The organism is Synechococcus sp. 63AY4M2, from assembly GCF_002760475.1.
In the GTDB taxonomy this organism is placed as follows: domain Bacteria; phylum Cyanobacteriota; class Cyanobacteriia; order Thermostichales; family Thermostichaceae; genus Thermostichus.
The window spans coordinates 2,135,293-2,151,393 of the sequence record NZ_AXUX01000001.1 but is presented as its reverse complement, the minus strand read 5'-3'; the positions used below and the strand labels follow the sequence as shown (position 1 = coordinate 2,151,393).

Annotated in this window: 13 protein-coding genes; 6 read left to right on the top strand and 7 right to left on the bottom strand. The window is 61.4% G+C overall.

Features of this window, described 5'->3' with window-relative positions:
• Positions 1-190 precede the first annotated feature (190 nt).
• Together SYN63AY4M2_RS09550 and SYN63AY4M2_RS09545 are read left to right on the top strand one after the other, a co-directional pair.
• Positions 191-2,047 (top strand): S8 family serine peptidase, encoded by a 1,857-nt coding sequence (locus tag SYN63AY4M2_RS09550; protein WP_011431199.1) that lies wholly within the window; start codon positions 191-193, stop codon positions 2,045-2,047.
• Complete coding sequence (locus SYN63AY4M2_RS09545; protein WP_011431200.1) at positions 2,047-2,268, top strand: hypothetical protein; 222 nt, start codon at positions 2,047-2,049, stop codon at positions 2,266-2,268. Before SYN63AY4M2_RS09550 ends, SYN63AY4M2_RS09545 begins: the two co-directional genes overlap by 1 nt.
• 101 nt (positions 2,269-2,369) lie before the next feature.
• On the opposite strand, the gene SYN63AY4M2_RS09540 is transcribed toward SYN63AY4M2_RS09545, so the two are convergent.
• Positions 2,370-2,729: a pentapeptide repeat-containing protein gene (locus SYN63AY4M2_RS09540; protein WP_011431201.1), complete on the bottom strand. Its 360-nt coding sequence runs from the start codon at positions 2,727-2,729 to the stop codon at positions 2,370-2,372.
• A gap of 477 nt (positions 2,730-3,206) precedes the next feature.
• Between SYN63AY4M2_RS09540 and SYN63AY4M2_RS09535 the strand changes: the two genes are divergently transcribed.
• On the top strand, positions 3,207-4,319 hold the full coding sequence (locus tag SYN63AY4M2_RS09535; protein WP_099834778.1) for an ATP-dependent 6-phosphofructokinase: 1,113 nt from the start codon (positions 3,207-3,209) through the stop codon (positions 4,317-4,319).
• A gap of 161 nt (positions 4,320-4,480) precedes the next feature.
• Here the strand turns inward: SYN63AY4M2_RS09535 and SYN63AY4M2_RS09530 are convergent, their stop codons facing one another.
• Complete coding sequence (locus tag SYN63AY4M2_RS09530) at positions 4,481-5,497, bottom strand: adenylate/guanylate cyclase domain-containing protein (protein ID WP_011431202.1); 1,017 nt, start codon at positions 5,495-5,497, stop codon at positions 4,481-4,483.
• Positions 5,498-5,630: 133 nt separating this feature from the next.
• Here SYN63AY4M2_RS09530 and SYN63AY4M2_RS09525 point away from each other — a divergent pair, with 133 nt between their 5' ends.
• Positions 5,631-6,116, top strand: a complete 486-nt coding sequence (locus SYN63AY4M2_RS09525) for a CGLD27 family protein (RefSeq protein WP_011431203.1) — start codon at positions 5,631-5,633, stop codon at positions 6,114-6,116.
• A 47-nt stretch (positions 6,117-6,163) separates the two neighbouring features.
• A complete protein-coding gene (locus tag SYN63AY4M2_RS09520; RefSeq protein ID WP_011431204.1) occupies positions 6,164-7,096 on the top strand; it encodes a bifunctional riboflavin kinase/FAD synthetase in 933 nt (310 codons plus the stop codon).
• A gap of 47 nt (positions 7,097-7,143) precedes the next feature.
• On the opposite strand, the gene cobS is transcribed toward SYN63AY4M2_RS09520, so the two are convergent.
• Genes cobS through rpoD form a run of 3 tightly spaced genes read right to left on the bottom strand, consistent with a single transcriptional unit; the run spans position 7,144 to position 9,575 of the window.
• Entirely contained in the window at positions 7,144-7,923 is a 780-nt protein-coding gene (gene cobS, locus SYN63AY4M2_RS09515) for an adenosylcobinamide-GDP ribazoletransferase (RefSeq protein WP_011431205.1), read from the bottom strand.
• Positions 7,924-7,955: 32 nt separating this feature from the next.
• Positions 7,956-8,336, bottom strand: coding sequence for a DUF4342 domain-containing protein (locus SYN63AY4M2_RS09510; protein WP_228375312.1), 381 nt, complete (start codon positions 8,334-8,336; stop codon positions 7,956-7,958).
• Positions 8,337-8,360: 24 nt separating this feature from the next.
• Entirely contained in the window at positions 8,361-9,575 is a 1,215-nt protein-coding gene (gene rpoD, locus SYN63AY4M2_RS09505) for an RNA polymerase sigma factor RpoD (RefSeq protein WP_011431207.1), read from the bottom strand.
• Positions 9,576-10,226: 651 nt separating this feature from the next.
• Between rpoD and metH the strand changes: the two genes are divergently transcribed.
• Complete coding sequence (metH, locus tag SYN63AY4M2_RS09500; RefSeq protein ID WP_011431208.1) at positions 10,227-13,886, top strand: methionine synthase; 3,660 nt, start codon at positions 10,227-10,229, stop codon at positions 13,884-13,886.
• 4 nt (positions 13,887-13,890) lie between these two features.
• On the opposite strand, the gene SYN63AY4M2_RS09495 is transcribed toward metH, so the two are convergent.
• Positions 13,891-14,694, bottom strand: a complete 804-nt coding sequence (locus SYN63AY4M2_RS09495) for an ABC transporter permease (protein WP_206336834.1) — start codon at positions 14,692-14,694, stop codon at positions 13,891-13,893.
• Between the two features lie 268 nt (positions 14,695-14,962).
• The gene (locus tag SYN63AY4M2_RS09490) at positions 14,963-15,874 is read right to left on the bottom strand and encodes an alpha/beta hydrolase (RefSeq protein WP_228375314.1); all 912 of its coding nucleotides are present in this window, start codon (positions 15,872-15,874) and stop codon (positions 14,963-14,965) included.
• Positions 15,875-16,101 lie beyond the last annotated feature (227 nt).

Below are 16,101 nucleotides of genomic sequence, written 5' to 3'. Positions count from 1 at the left end.
GTTCTTACAGATCCATCATGCATCGGGACAAATCGTTTGGCCAGAGGGATCCCTTTTTCTGGGTTTTCTGAGTGGCCCCCGAAAAAGTTGGCAACAGGAACAGGCTCGTGACGCAGCGTGCTGATTTTCTGGTCAATTGCCCATCCAGAGGGCATACTGGTGGCAACAATTTTGGATCCCGAGGGCGTGCATGATGAACTTCAGACGCTGGTTGGGTCTCTGCTGCGCTGGCCTGATGGCACTGCTGCTGACGGCCTGCGGCAAGGGATCCACCCCCTACGACAGCATCGTGGTCAACTTTGTCAACACGGCCACTCCCACTGAGATCGCTGCTCTTGCCAAAGCCTACAATTTGCCGCTGCGACCCAGCAGCAACAGCGCTTTTGCCCGCCAGGAGGCTATCTACCTGTTCGATGTGGATGCGGAACATCCAGGAGCCACACGGCGGCTCATCAAACGGCTCTCGCGGGAAGCCCTGGTCGAGTATGCCCACCCCAATTACCAATTTCAGGCGGCTTTTGTGCCCGACGATCCCCTCTATCCCCAGCAATGGAACCTGCGAGCCATCCGCATGCCGGAAGCCTGGGACATTTCCCAGGGAGAAGGGGTGACGGTAGCCGTGGTGGACACCGGGGTGACGCGGGTGCCGGATCTGGCCCAAACGCAATTTGTGCAGGGCTACGACTTCGTGGACGACGATGAGGATCCCACCGACCTCAACGGCCATGGCACTCATGTGGCCGGCACCATCGCCCAATCCACCAACAACACCCTAGGCGTGGCCGGGGTTGCCTTCAAGGCCAAGATCATGCCGGTGCGGGTGCTGGATGCCAATGGTTTTGGATCCCTGTCAGACGTGGTGGAAGGGATCCGCTATGCTGCCGACCACGGCGCCACGATCATCAACCTCAGCCTGGGTAGCCGCGCTTCGGCCCGACTGATGGAGGAGGCCGTAGCCTATGCCCACAGCAAAGGGGTGACGATCATCGCCGCCGCCGGCAACGAAAACTCAAGCCAGGTGAGCTACCCGGCCCGCTACCCGCATGTCATCGCCGTCTCGGCCACCGGGCCCGATGGCAGCAAAGCCCCCTACTCCAACTATGGGGTTGGGGTAGATATCGCCGCTCCCGGCGGGGCCAAGACTCCCGAGCATCCTGAGCACGGCATTCTGCAGCAGACCATCAACCGACGCAACCCCAACGAGCCGGTCTTTGCCTACTTCCAAGGCACCAGCATGGCCACTCCCCACGTGGCCGGCGTAGCAGCGCTGATCCAGGCTCAGGGCATCAAAGATCCGGACAAGGTGGAAGAGGTGCTGAAGATGTCGGCCACCCCGGTGCCCGGCGACAAGCAGAACTTCTACGGCGCCGGTCGTCTGGATGCTGCCAAGGCGCTGGCCAGGGCCACCGGTCAGCAAGAGGAGAACCCCCTGCTGCTGTGGCTGAAGGACTTCCTGCAATACCTGAACAACAACGGCTACCTCAACCCTCGCTTCTGGTTTGACGGCGGCCCGATTGCCCTGGTGCCCAAGCTGCTGATGGTGGTGGGCGGCTACATCATCCTGGTGCTGATCCGCTGGTGGCTGGCTCCCAAGCCCATGCTGGCAACGGCGCCCCTCCTGGGAGGGATCCTGCTGGGCAGCGCCGGCCTCTTCCCGCTGCAGGGCCTGGCCATTGTGGGTGCCCCTCGCTGGCCCTTCCAATTGGCGGGGAGCTCCCTGCCGGAGCTGGGCACGGCCTTAGCCCAGACCAATGCCTTGAACCCCTTGTTTGCCAGCGTGTTGATCCCAGGGCTGTTGATGGTGCTGCTCCTGGGACATCGGCGCTGGCGTTGGGCGGTTGTCGGCCTCTCCATCGGCATGGCCTCCCATCTGCTTCTAGCTGGATCCCTGTTCTATGAGGGGGTACTATGGCTTGGATCCTCTGCTTGGCTGGGGCGCTCCTTCTTGCTTCTCAATGGTTTGCTCTGCCTGGGCCTGGCCTATTTGGGGGCGCAAGCCATCCTGGATTCCCAGCCCAGCAGCACCGGTTTAGCGCTGAGGAAGTGATGCAAGAATACAGCGGTACCATCGAGTTCCTGGATATCGAAGGGGGGGTGTGGGTGCTGACGCTCCCTTCCGGCCAGCACTACGCCCTCTTCCGCGCCCCCAAAGAGCTCTTACAAGAGGGGTTGGAAGTCACCATCCAGGGACAGCTCAAAGAAGATATGGTGACGGTGGCTCAGGTGGGGCCGGTCTTGGAGGTGAAGAGCTTCCGGACGCAGCCCTAGCTAACCCGATAAACAGCCTGGGATCCCCGCCTGGGGATCCCGATTTTTTTAGAGAGCTTGCTGCGGCTGCAAGGCAGCACCCGCCTTGATTGAAAGCTTGACTAAAACTCGAACCGTTGCATCCCTGCCGTTACCGGATCGAAACCGGCGGGGAAGCAGGTGTTGTGGTTGTACTGGGCTCCGCTTAAATTGGCTCCCTCCAAACAGGCTCCCTCCAGGTCGGCATAGCGCAGATCGGCACAGCGCAAGTCGGCATTGGCCAGATTGCTGCCGCGCAGGTTGGCATAGCGCAGGTTGGCCCCATGCAAGTCAGACCCGCGCAGGTCGGCCCGGCGCAGATCGACCCCCCGCAAGAAGGCGTACTCCAGACAAGATTGGGGAAAGTGACGCTCTCCTTGCCGGTAACGGCTGAGCAGCTCTGAGGCCCCCCGCAGCCCACATTGGGCAATGGTTTGAGTCATAATGCTTCTCCCAACTCAGACCCGATCCTTATATCTCCATCATCTCTACCCTTATTGGCCTGAATGGGTTTTGATCAAAGTTGCTTAACAAATAATTTTGGTTTTTTGGCAAGTTGTTCCCCCCAAGTCTTGCCTACAAGATCTATCCTCAGAGATAGCGGAAACTGCTCCAAACTTAGCTTTGCCAAGTAATATTTCTTAATTCTTTGTTGTGAAGGATGCTGAACAATTGGTCTTGTCTGCGGAGCCGCTCGCCCACTGCAAACTCTGCTAGGCATCTTGGTCCCAAGGGCTGGACATAATCAATCCAGCCGTCGCCTTCCCTTCTCTGCGGTTGGTCAAGCGCCCCATGGCTACAGCTTGCTAGGGCCCAGGGCCCGCTGTAAGCCACTTGCAGGAGTAGAGTCTAGTCGGCTCGAAACTGCGGAGCGAAGAAGTTCTTAATTTTTTTGTTCAAACTGTTCATCCTAGAGCACCATGCCGAAACGGAAGCGAATTGGGATCCTCACCAGCGGTGGCGATTGTGGCGGCCTCAACGCCGTCATCCGGGCGGTGGTGCGGCGGGCCCGCGACTATGACATGGAGGTTTACGGCATCAAAAACGCGACCGCAGGTCTGATGGCGCGACCGGTGGAAGCGGAGCTGCTGGACGTGAAGCGGGTTTCGGGCATTTTGCGCTATGGCGGCACCATTCTGGGTACGGTGAACAGGGGCAACCCCTTCGCCTATCCCATGCCCGATGGCAGGTTGGTGGATCGCTCGGCAGAGGTGATCACGGGTTACCACCGGCTGGGGTTGGATGCGCTCATTGGGGTGGGGGGAGATGGCAGCCTGGCCATTCTCCGGCAGCTAGCTTTGCAGGGGGATTGGAACTTTGTCGGGATCCCTAAGACCATCGACAACGATGTCGGCGCCACCGAGTATTCCGTGGGATTCAATACGGCTCTGAGCGTGGCGGTGCAGGCTCTGGATCAGCTCACCTACACGGCCATCAGCCACAGCCGCGTCATGGTCATGGAGGTGATGGGGCGGGATGCCGGTCACATTGCCCTCAGCGCTGGCATCGCCGGGGGGGCGCATGTGATCCTGATCCCGGAGATCCCCTACAAGCTGGAAAACGTCTGCAAAAGAATCCTCGACCGCAAAGAGCGGGGCAACAATTTCAGCATTGTGGTGGTGGCGGAGGCTGTTCGCACCGAGTCGGGAGAGCCGGTGACCTACACCAACAGCCTGGGGCAGTCTCTCTACGGCGGTATTGGCTATTACATCGGCAACGAGATCGCGCTGCGCACCGGCATCGAGACGCGGGTGATGGTTTTGGGCCATCTGCAGCGGGGAGGCACCCCTTCTCCTTTGGATCGTCTGCTGGGGGCAGCTTTTGGGGTGGCGGCTGTGGACTTGATCGCCCAGGGCAAGTACGACCGCATGGTGGCCTGGCAAAATCGGCGCGTGGTGGATGTGCCCCTGGCAGAGGCCATCGCCCAGTACCGGCGGGTGGAGGTGGATGGGGCTTTGATCGCCACGGCTATCGGGCTGAATACCTATGTGGGCGAGGTGGATCCGCAGCTTTTGCGCAGGTTTTCCCCCTGATCAAGCTCTGCCACCACCGATTCACCCCAGTCAGGAGTCGGGCTCTTGTGCGGTCGAAAGGGCCTTGCCCTCCCATCGGCCGACAGAGCGGCAGAAGGTTCTGGAAGAACAGCGGGATCCCATGGCCCGGCGAGCCGTCCCCAGCTATCGGGATGCGGGGTCTAGGTGCCGAGAACGGCCTGCAGAGCCCCCACATCGCAGTAGTACACCTGGTGCGGGTGGGTATATCCCTTGAGCTGAACCGCCTGCTGCGCAAAGCAGGTAGCTGCCTGTCCCAGTTGTTGCGCCAAGCAGGTATAGGTGTCGTGGCTGATGGCCAAGTCGGCGTTGAGGGTGCGGGTAACACTCTCGATGCGAAAGGCCAAATTGACCGTATCGCCCAGGGCGGTGTATTCCTGGCGGGTGTTGTTGCCCACCTGGCGCACAATGGCCGAGCCGGTGTTGACGCCCGCCCCCAGGCGCAGGGGAGAAGGCAGCGGAAACTCGCCGTTCAGTTGCTCGGTCATCTGAAACAGCTTCACCATGGCCCGCAAAACCGACTTCACGTCGAGCTCGATCCCCACTTGTTCAGCTTGTAAGGGATCCTCATTGGCCTGGGGCGCATGAAACCAGACGGCCATGATCGCGTCGCCGATGTACTTATCGACAGTGCCGCCGTACTGCTGAATGATATCTCCGCCGCGCCGGAACCAATCGCCCATCACCTGGGAGAGGAGGCGCTCGTCCAGTTGCTGGGTCAGTTGTCCGTAGCCGCGCACATCCACCACGGCCACCGAGATCAGCCAGCGGGTTTGCAAAACCAGGGTGTCCGACAGTTTGGCCGCAGGACTGGGTTCTGGGCTGGCCAGGGATCCGCTGTGGAACTCGAGCTGGGATTGTCCGAGGGTGAGGTGATCTCCATCTTGCAGCAGGGTGGGAATGCTGACGCGGCGATTGTTGACGAACGAGCCGTTGCGGCTGCCCAGATCGATGAGATAGATGCTGTTGTTGTCCAGGTATTGCAGCAGGGCATGTTGGCGGGAAACGCTGGGATCGGTCAGGACGATGGCGTTGTCTTCATCGCGGCCCAGCGTCCAAGCGGTCGCTCCGGCGAGAATGTACTTCCTCTGGCTGCCGTCCGGCTCTCTCAGGATCACATAGGGGGCGGTGGTGGCGGCAGGTTCGCCTGGGACGCTCATAGTAGAACGAGAGGTAGATGCGACCACACTCTAATACGATACTCCTCTTCTCCTCGGTTGAACTGCGGCTGGGCTGGGCTTGGCGGGGGGCTGGGCCTGCCAGTATCATTTTGTGTAGATACATTAAGGCCATATGGTGGATCCCTCCCATCCCATTCCTGCTGAGCAACAGCCGCTGCGGCAGTATGCAGAGCTGAGGGAGTCTTTTCCTTTTTCCTGGCCCGCTTTGGAGTGGATCCCCTATCTCAAGCGAATCTTCGCTGTTTGGGGGGTGGTCGTGCTGGCGGTTTCGCCGCTGGTCTGGGGCAGCTTTGCCGGGGATTGGCGCCACTTCGTCTCTGGGTCTGTGCTGGGGGCCAATGCCTTGCTCAGCCTGGTGTTGCTCCACCTCTACTTGGGATGGGCCTATGTGCGGCGGCGCTTGGTGCAGGCGCGGATCCCCTATGAAGAAAGTGGCTGGTACGATGGGGCGATCTACGCGAAATCGGACGAGGAGCTGGCGCAGCATCGGCTGATCGTCCACTATCAAATCGACCCTGTGTTGCAGCGCCTGCGACGTAGCTTGTGGGCTGTGGCCGGCCTGAGCGGGCTGATGGCTTTGCTTTGGCCCCTCTGGTAGAGATTGTCGGGCGGTGGTTAATCAGCTGTTGTTCGGGATCCCAAGCGGTGCACGTAACTTCTGACCTGGCTCAAACCTTGCGACCCACCGCCGTTGCCATCGGGAACTTCGATGGCTTGCACCTGGGCCATCAGAAAGTGCTGCAGCCCATTCGCGACTCCCTGCAGGGGGTGCGCACGGTTCTCACCTTTCATCCTCACCCCCAAGAAGTATTGACGGGGCGCAGGCAACTGTTGCTCACTCCCCCTGCCGAAAAGCTGGCTCTGCTGGCGCAGATGGGTTTTGAGCAGGTGGTGTTGCTCCCCTTCACTCCTGCCTTTGCCCGCCAGCCGCCCCAAGAGTTTATCCAAACAGTACTGGAACAGGGCTTGCGCGTTCGCCATCTCAGCGTCGGCTGGGATTTCTGCTTTGGCCACCGTCGCTCGGGCAATGCCCAAACTCTCCAGGCTTGGGGATCCGAGCGCTGCATTCCGGTGGAGGTGATCCCGGAGGCGCAACTGAAGGGGGAGCGGGTGAGCAGCTCTCGCATTCGCGCTGCCCTGGCTACGGGGGAGGTGGCGGCGGCAACGGAGCTCTTGGGCCGTCCCTACCGGCTGATCGGAGAGGTGGTGCCAGGGGATCGGCGAGGCCGAGAGCTGGGTTTTCCCACCGCCAATCTGCGCCTGCCGCCGGAGAAGTTTTTGCCCCGCGACGGGGTGTACAGCGTTTGGGTGAATGTGCCTGCTGAGGCGGCAGCCCTGCCTGGGGTGATGAACATTGGCCATCGGCCCACGTTTGCCGGGCTGCAGCACACCGTTGAGGTGCATCTGCTGGATTGGACAGGCGATCTCTACGGGCAAGAGGTGCAGGTGGCGCTGCAAGGCTTTATCCGCCCAGAGCGGCGGTTTCCCAGTGTGGCAGACTTAATCCAGCAGATCCGGCAGGATTGCCAAACGGCCCGCCAACAATTGGGCTTGGCCGAGCAAGTTGGCCTAGTCTAGAGGCCCTCCCCCTCGGCCCCTCTCCCAATCCCAAAAGGAGAGGGGGGCTAGGACGGGCCAAGCAGGGATCCCCACAACAAGGCTATCGCTTCCGACCATTCCACCGTAGCTCCGTAGGTGTCCCCTGTGTGCCCTCCCAACTGGCGGTAGAGCCAATAGCCCACGGCCAGGGCTCCCAGGGCGGATCCCAGCGTCCAAAGCAGCAAAGGCCGCCAAGCCAGGAGCCCGGCCCAGCCCACCCCCCCGCTGATGGCCAGCAACAGCAGCGTGCCCGGCCACAGGGATCCCGGCAGGGAAGTGGAGTCTTTGAGGAAGCGGGCGGATCCCTGGTCGCGCAGATAGGGGTATAGGACAATGGCGAGCAACTGGCCCCAGCGCCCCCAGGCCGGCACCAAGAGCAAGAGAGGCCAGACCTGCAGGCTGCTCAGGGCAGCAAATTTCAGCAGCAACACCAGCACCAAGGCGAGCACCCCATAGGCCCCGGTGTGGCTGTCCCTCATCACCTGCAGGCGGCGGGATAGCCCGTTGACGGCTGGCCGTTCCGCGTCGGCAAAGCTTTTGGGGACGTTGACCGCCAACCCATCGGCAGTGTCAGCCACCCCATCCAGGTGCAGCCCGCCGGTTAACAGCACCCACAGAGCCACGAGCAAAGCTGCTCGCACCGGCGGCGGGAAAATCTGCAGCAAAAGCGCCGCCAGGGTGAGGATCCCGCCCAACAGCAGGCCCACCGCCGGCAGCCAGGCGGCAATGCCCTCAAACTGTAGCCCGCCCGCCCGCCCCAAAGGCAAGGCAGTGTAGAAGGTCAGGGCTGCCCAGAAGCGCCGCAATTGTTCAGGACGCTCAAAACAACGTTGATCAGCTAAGAATCATCCCGAAGGGTTCGCTCCACCACAATGGTCAGCTTGGCCACCAGAGCCCCGATCGCTCCCACAGCCGCCAACACCGGGAACAGAGCCGCCCCCAACACCCCTGCCGCCACGCCTACGCCCAGAGGGATCTCGATCAGCGTCTGCCCTTCGGCATTTTTGATCAGAATGCGGCGAACATTGGCCTCCTCGATCAGCTCGCGAATTTTGGCCAACAGCTCGTCCCCGCTGATCTTAAACTCCTCCACGTGGTACTCCACCTGGGCCGGAGGTACATCCTTGGCCTCTATGTCGGCCTTCTCAGGAAAGTTGGGATCCGGCGTCTCATTGGGGTTCATGCTGAAGAGGCTCCACACGTCGGTTGGCAGCGGCAACTGAGTCCATCCTAAGACCGGATCCTAGCGGATGTACTCTTTCAACACACTGTTGCGATTGGGGTGGCGCAGCTTGCGCAGCGCCTTGGCCTCGATCTGCCGGATCCGCTCGCGGGTCACATTGAAGATCTGGCCGATCTCCTCCAGGGTTTTCATGCGGCCATCGTCTAGGCCGTAGCGCAGCTTCAACACATCCCGCTCGCGGGGGGTAAGAGTTTCCAGCACGCTTTCCAGATCCTCTCGGAGCAAAACCTTGGCCACCCGCTCCTCGGGGGTTTCCCCTTCCGACTCGATGAAGTCGCCCAGCCGCGAATCCTCTTCTTTACCGATGGGAGTCTCCAGAGAGATGGGAAGCTGAGCCGACTTGGCGATGAAGCGCAACTTCTCGATGGTAATCTCCATGCGGGTGGCGATCTCCTCTTCGGTCGGCCTGCGGCCCAGCTCCTGAGAAAGCTGCTTGGTGACCTTCTTGATGCGGGAGATGGTCTCGTAAAGGTGAACCGGCAGGCGAATGGTGCGCGATTGGTCGGCAATGGCGCGGGTGATGGCCTGGCGAATCCACCAAGTGGCATAGGTGGAAAACTTGTAGCCCTTCTCGTGGTCAAACTTTTCCGCTGCCCGGATCAGACCTAGGGATCCCTCTTGGATGAGATCCTGAAACGACAGGCCCCGGTTCATGTATTTCTTGGCAATGGAGACCACCAGCCGCAGATTGGACTGCACCATCTTTTCTTTGGCCCGTCGCCCCCGATGCAAGCGCCGCCGGAATTCGGGCAGGGACATCTTCACTTCTTCTGCCCACAGCGTCTCCGGTACCTCCTCTGGGTCGGACCAGAGGCCCATACGCTGGAAAACGGCCTCGCGAGCCCGCTCTAGCTCCAGCAGGTCGGCAATTTTGCGGGCTAGCTCAATTTCTTCATCTGCCCGCAACAGGCGGATACGCCCGATTTCCTGCAAATAGACGCGGATGGAGTCATCGGTGTAGGGTTTTTTCTTGCTGGCCGCTTTGCGCTTGGAACGGCCCTTGGCAGCGGCGGCAGCAGCATCGGCATCCTCCTCGAGGGACTCTTCGTCGTCCTCATCATCCTCATCAAAAGCATCAGTGTCACTGGCATCCAGTTCCGTCTCGAGGGGATCCACCTCATTGTCCGCATCCAGAGGGATGGAGGATGAACTTTCCAGATCCGGTTCGAGAAGAGCCGTATGACCAGACTGCACCAATTCCTTTGCTTGAGCCATGCTGAGTTCCTCGTAACTTCAATCACAGACAACTGGAGGAGACTAAGGGGTTCTAGGCCCTGAAATGAGGGAAGCAGGTTCCAACTTTGCTGCGGCCCCTGACGCCAGATGGAGGGAGTCAAGTTCCGCAGACCCAAACCCCACTTGCGCCGGGCAAGCTCGCCCGCTTCTAGGCAACCGATCGCTCAGGCCAATCTCGAAGCAGATATCGCTCATAGGGTTTAACCGAACTGGCGCAAAACCCGTTTTGATGGGTAAAACCTCCTGAGATCTCGAAAGGCAAGTCTTTGGCTTTGCCTATCCCCTGGCACAATCCAGGCCACTTACTGAGAGGGCAGGATATTCAGCACCTCAATCACCCCAACCTATAAGGAGAAGAGCGCATTGCAGCCGCCAGCAAGCGACCTTGAGGAAGATCCCTGCAGGCAACTGTAGCCGTTCACACCAAAATGTCTTCCCTAAATTAGCCCGCCCTTGGGGAAACAGCAACGGGGCAGACGAAGAAAATCTTAACTTCACCCCACCCCGTCCCGGCTCTGAGATCCTGGTCTAGGGGATCCCTGGGTTGGCCTAGTCCGGGGAAGTGGCTCAATGCTACCTTAAATCAGACTACCTTAAAAGGAAAGGATCCCTGCCAGCGCCGCACCGCCTATGACCCATCCCTTCCTGCAGCATCTCCAGGAACGTGTGATCGTCTTCGACGGGGCAATGGGATCCTCTCTGCAAGCCCAGAACCTGACGGCAGCGGATTTTGGCGGGCCGGAGCTAGAAGGCTGCAACGAGATCCTGGTGCTGAGCAAGCCGGAGGCGGTGGAGCGGGTACACCGGGGCTTTCTGGAGGTGGGGGCCGATGTCATCGAGACCGATACTTTTGGCGCCACCTCGATCGTCTTGGCCGAGTACGGGATCGCGGAAAAAGCCTACGAGCTGAACGTGGCGGCAGCGCGCCTGGCCAAGCGGCTGGCGGCGGAGTTTTCGACGCCGGAAAAGCCTCGCTTTGTGGCCGGCTCCATCGGCCCCACCACCAAGCTGCCCACCCTAGGGCACATCGGTTTTGACGAGATGCGGGCCAGCTACGCCGAGCAGGTGCGGGGCCTGATCGACGGGGGGGTGGATCTCCTCATCATCGAGACCTGTCAAGATATCCTGCAGACCAAGGCGGCGCTGGTGGCCGTGCAGCAGGAGTTTGCCCGGCGCGGGATCCGCCTGCCGCTGGTGGTGTCTCTGACCTTTGAGGTGCAGGGGACGATGCTGGTGGGCACGGAGATCGGGGCGGCGCTGGCCATCCTGGAGCCCTACCCCATCGATGTGCTGGGCCTCAACTGCGCCACCGGGCCGGACAAGATGGCTGAGCACATCCGCTACCTCTCCCGCCATTCTCCCTTTCCCATCTCCTGCATCCCCAACGCCGGCCTGCCGGAAAACATCGGCGGCAAGGCCCACTACAAGCTCACGCCGGAGCAGTTGCGCTTCCACCTGGAGCACTTTGTGCGGGATCTGGGGGTGGCGGTGGTGGGGGGCTGCTGCGGCACCCGCCCGGGTCACATCGCCGCTTTGGTGGAGGCTGTGCGGGGGCTGCGGCCCAAACGCCGCTCCGTCGAGCGCATCCAGGCTGCCGCTTCCATCTATGCCCCTCAGCCCTACCTGCAGGAGAACTCTTTTTTGATCATCGGCGAGCGGCTCAACGCCAGCGGCTCCAAGAAGATGCGGGAGCTGCTGAATGCCGAAGATTGGGACGGCCTGGTGGCCCTGGCGCGGGAGCAGGTGCGGGAGGGATCCCACATCTTGGATGTCAACGTGGACTATGTGGGCCGGGACGGGGTGCGGGATATGCGGGAGCTGGTCTCGCGGCTGGTGACCCAGATACCCATTCCCCTGATGCTGGATTCCACCGACTGGCAGAAGATGGAGGCCGGCCTCAAGGTGGCCGGGGGCAAGTGCCTGCTCAACTCCACCAACTACGAGGATGGGGAAGAGCGCTTCTTCAAGGTGCTGGAGCTGGCCAAGACCTACGGCGCGGGGGTGGTCATCGGCACCATCGACGAGGAGGGCATGGCCCGCACCGCCGAGAAGAAGTTCCAGATTGCCGAGCGGGCCTATCGCCAGGCCGTTGAGTACGGGATCCCGCCCTACGAGATTTTCTTTGACCCGCTGGCTTTGCCCATCTCCACCGGCATCGAGGAAGACCGGGCCAACGGGGCGGCTACCCTGGAGGCCATCCGCCGCATCCGCCAGGCTTTTCCTGAGGCCCACATTCTCTTGGGCATCTCCAACATCTCCTTTGGGCTCTCGCCGGCAGCCCGCGTGGTCTTGAACTCGGTGTTTTTGCACGAGTGCCGCCAGGCCGGCCTGGATGCCGCCATCGTCAGCGCCGCCAAGATCCTGCCCCTGAGCAAGATCCCGGAAGAACAGCAGCAGGTGTGCCGGGATCTGATCTGGGATCGGCGCCAGTTCAACGCTGAGGGCATCTGCACCTACGATCCCCTGGCGCGGCTGACGGAGCTGTTTGCGGGGGTTTCCGGGCAGGAGCTGCGGGCGACCGGATCCCTGGCCAAACTGCCCTTGGAGGAGCGGCTGCGGCGGCACATCATCGACGGCGAGCGCATCGGCCTGGAGGAGACCCTGGCAGAGGCGCTGCAGAAATACCCCCCCCTGGAGATCATCAACACCTTTTTGCTAGACGGCATGAAGGAGGTGGGGGAGCTTTTTGGCGCCGGCAAAATGCAACTGCCGTTTGTGCTGCAGTCGGCAGAAACCATGAAGGCGGCGGTGAAATACCTGGAGCCCTTCATGGAAAAAGTAGGCGGGGAGGTGTGCAAAGGCACCTTCTTGATCGCCACCGTCAAGGGGGATGTCCACGACATCGGCAAAAACCTGGTGGACATCATCCTCACCAACAACGGCTACAAGGTCATCAATTTGGGCATCAAGCAGCCGGTGGAAAACATCATCGAGGCCTACGAAAAGTACAAGCCCGACTGCATTGCCATGAGCGGCCTGTTGGTGAAATCCACCGCCTTTATGAAAGAGAATCTGGAGGTGTTTAACGAGCGGGGCATTACCGTGCCGGTGATCTTGGGAGGGGCGGCCCTCACCCGCCGCTTTGTGGAAGAAGACTGCCGCCAGACCTACAAGGGCCAAGTCATCTACGGCCGCGACGCCTTTGCCGACCTGCACTTTATGGATCGGCTGATGCAGGCCAAGGCGGCCGGGCGCTGGGATGACCGGCTGGGTTTTCTGGATAACTTCGAGCTGGGATCCCGCTCTGACAACCGCCAGAGGAGAGCTGCGGCAGCCGTGGAGGAAAGGGATCCCACCTTGCCGGCTCCAGAGGTGACCGTGGGCGCCGCTCCTGCCCCTGCTGTCTCGGCTGGCGACGGCGGGGCAGACACCCGTCGTTCCGAGGCGGTTACCCTCGATACCGAGCGGCCCATCCCCCCCTTCTGGGGATCCCAAGTTCTCGAGCCGGATCAGATCCCCTGGCCGGAGGTCTTCTTCTACATCGACAAGCAGGCCCTGGTGGCCGGCCAGTGGCAGATCCGCAAGCCGCGCGACCAGTCGGCGGAGGAGTTTGCCCAGTTTCTCGCCACCCAGGTGGAGCCGGTGATCGAGCGCTGGAAGGAGCGGATTGTTACCGAGGACTTGCTGCGCCCGCAGGTGGTTTATGGCTACTTCCCGGCGCAGGCGGAAGGGAATACGGTGATCCTCTTCGACCCGGCCAGCTTCCCCGAGCTGTTTGCTCTAGAGCCCGGCTCCACCACCTATTTGCAATTGCCCACCGTCGATCGCCCTCGGCTTTCTCCCCAGGTGCGGGAGCTGGCCCGCTTCACCTTCCCCCGCCAGAAGAGCGGCCAGCGCCTCTGCATTGCCGACTTCTTCGCCGACCGCTCCACCGGCCTGGTGGACGTCTTCCCCATGCAGGCAGTTACAGTGGGGCCAGAGGCCACGGCCTACGCCCAGCACCTCTTTGCCGAGGGCCAGTACACCGACTATCTCTATTTCCACGGCCTGGCCGTCACCCTGGCAGAGGCCTTGGCGGAGTGGTGCCATGCCCGCATCCGGCGGGAGCTGGGCTTTGGCGGCGAGGACAGCCCCGACATCCGCCAGATCCTGCACCAGGGCTACCGCGGCTCCCGCTACAGCTTCGGCTATCCCGCCTGCCCCAACATCGCCGATCAGCGAGTTTTGTTGGAGCTGCTCCAGACGGAGCGCATCGGCCTGAGGATGGACGAAAGCGACCAGTTGGATCCTGAGCAGTCCACCACCGCCATCGTCGCCTACCACCCGGCGGCCCGCTATTTCAATACTTGATCCCTCACCCCCGGCCCCTCTCCCTAGAGGAGCGGCTGAGCAGGGGAAAGCCCATCACGGCAACCAAGGTTATCGCGACGATCACGGTGGAGAGGGCGTTGATCTCCGGCGTCACCCCTCGCCGCGCCGTGCTGTAGATCAAAATGGGCAGGGTCTGGCTTTCGGGCCCGCTGGTGAAAAAGGAGATCACAAAATCGTCGATGGAGAGGGTAAAGGCCAGCAGCGCCGCGGCCAGGATCCCTGGCATGGCCAGCGGCAGTGTGACGTAGCGCAGCTTCTGCCAGGTGTTGGCGTAGAGGTCGTAGGCGGCTTCCTCCAAAGCCGGATCCAAAAGCTGCAGGCGGCTGCGCACCACGATGGCCACAAAGGCAATCTGAAAGGTGATGTGGGCAATCACCATCGTCCCCAGGCCCAGCTCAAACCAGCCGGTGTAGGCGCGCACCAACTGGTAAAACAACAGCAGGGTAATGGCCATCACAATGTCGGGGACGACCACCGGCAACAGCAGCAGTCCCTGCACAGCCTTCTGGCCGGGGAAGCGGTAGCGGTACAGCCCATAGCCCAAAAGGGATCCCAGCAGCGTGCTCACCAGGGTGCTGACTCCAGCCAAGACAAGGGTATTTTGCGTGGCCTGCCAGATCGCAGCATTGCGAAAGAGAGCCCAGTACCAATCGAAGGTAAAGCCTGTCCACACCAACCCAAAGCGGGCGCGGTTAAAGGAATAGACAGCAATGAGCAAAATCGGCAGGTAGAGAAAGCCATAGATGGCATAGCTCACTCCCCGCAGCCAGATGGGTATCTTCGCCACTCCCCTTCCTGCCCTCCCAGGGATCTGCCGGAAAAAGCGGCCGCGCTGCCAGCCTACCTCCCTCCAAGTCTATAGCTCGCTGCCTATGGCAAGATGTAGCAAAACTGTATGCTGCCTGCCGCTCCCCTCTCCCTTTGGCGGGGGGGCCGAGGCAGCCGAAATGCCGAGGGGGTTCTCTGTCTGCCGGCCTAAGAAGCTCGGCATGAGGGCGGTTTCTTAGTCTAAATCCGGGAAAGCCACCTTGCCTAAAGGGAGGAGTCGGCGTCCCTTAGTCCAGCTTTGGGCTCAAGCTCTCCAGAAACTCTCGAATCAAGGGCAGCACCTGCTCCGCATGCAGGGCGGGGATGGCGTGTCCAGCACCGGGCAGGATCTTGAGCTGGGCTCCAGGGATCCCCTCCGCATAGGCTTGGCAATGCCAGAGGGGAATGGTGTCGTCCCGCTCAGCGGCAACTACTAGGGTGGGAACCTGAATGGCATGAAGCTGACGTTCGACCGTATCGACGGCAGCTTGGGGGCGCAGGCGCTGGCGGAGAAATTGGCGGGCCACCGGCTGTTGGCGCAGGGATCCCCGCAGCCACAGCAGCCAAGCCAGTCGCTCCTCCCAACGTCCCCAACGGGCCAGGGGGATGGCGGCTCGCAGCAGCCTATCAACCCACGCGCCTTCCCGGAGCAAAAGCCGCATGTGCCGGTAGCGTTTGACAAAGCTGTCGTCGCGGATCCCGGCAGGCGCCAGTAAGACCAACCCCCGCAGGGGGTAACGAATGGCGTAGGCCGCCGCCACCCAGCCGCCAAAAGAGTGGCCCACCAACACCGGCTCAGGCAGGCGCAGCGCCTCGACAAACCCGCGCACAAACTCTACCTCCACGGCGATGTCGTAGCGCAGAGCCGGTTGGCTGGACTGACCAAACCCCAGCAAATCCAGGGCGATGCAGCGGTATCGGTCGCCCAACCCTTGCATCAGCGGCCACCAATTGGCGTGAGTGGCCATGAAGCCGTGCAAAAACAGCAGCGGCATCTCGCCTTGCCCCAGCTCCCGATAGGCGGCCCAGCAGGACTCTGCTCCCGCCAGATTTAATCCCTCCAACTGCACCCTGTGCAGCGGGATCTCTTGAATGCGGGCCCTCAACTCCGCCAGACGCTGCGCCAAGGGCAGTCGTTCCAGTAGCTCTTGCTCCCTCATCAGCTCCCTAGTCGACGAATACAGCTTTTTCCACTTCTAAGGGATCCCCTCCGCTCTCTCCGAGCTGGTCGGAAAAAGCTGCCATCAGAACCTCTGGGGTACTCCCGCCACAGCGCAGCTTGGCGGGATGGGGGATAGGCGGTGAGACGAAGGGGTTCAATGCCCCTGAGTCTCACAATCTGGGCGTTGCCTGCTGCTCGACATACTTCTTCAACTCCTCAACAGTG

Excerpts from the sequence above, each read along its gene's own strand:
- SYN63AY4M2_RS09530 (WP_011431202.1), bottom strand. The coding sequence starts at position 5,497 with ATGAGCGTCCCAGGCGAACCTGCCGCCACCACCGCCCCCTATGTGATC.
- metH (WP_011431208.1), top strand. The coding sequence starts at position 10,227 with ATGACCCATCCCTTCCTGCAGCATCTCCAGGAACGTGTGATCGTCTTC.
- SYN63AY4M2_RS09540 (WP_011431201.1), bottom strand. The coding sequence starts at position 2,729 with ATGACTCAAACCATTGCCCAATGTGGGCTGCGGGGGGCCTCAGAGCTG.
- SYN63AY4M2_RS09525 (WP_011431203.1), top strand. The coding sequence starts at position 5,631 with ATGGTGGATCCCTCCCATCCCATTCCTGCTGAGCAACAGCCGCTGCGG.
- rpoD (WP_011431207.1), bottom strand. The coding sequence starts at position 9,575 with ATGGCTCAAGCAAAGGAATTGGTGCAGTCTGGTCATACGGCTCTTCTC.
- SYN63AY4M2_RS09550 (WP_011431199.1), top strand. The coding sequence starts at position 191 with ATGATGAACTTCAGACGCTGGTTGGGTCTCTGCTGCGCTGGCCTGATG.
- SYN63AY4M2_RS09545 (WP_011431200.1), top strand. The coding sequence starts at position 2,047 with ATGCAAGAATACAGCGGTACCATCGAGTTCCTGGATATCGAAGGGGGG.
- SYN63AY4M2_RS09535 (WP_099834778.1), top strand. The coding sequence starts at position 3,207 with ATGCCGAAACGGAAGCGAATTGGGATCCTCACCAGCGGTGGCGATTGT.
- SYN63AY4M2_RS09490 (WP_228375314.1), bottom strand. The coding sequence starts at position 15,874 with ATGAGGGAGCAAGAGCTACTGGAACGACTGCCCTTGGCGCAGCGTCTG.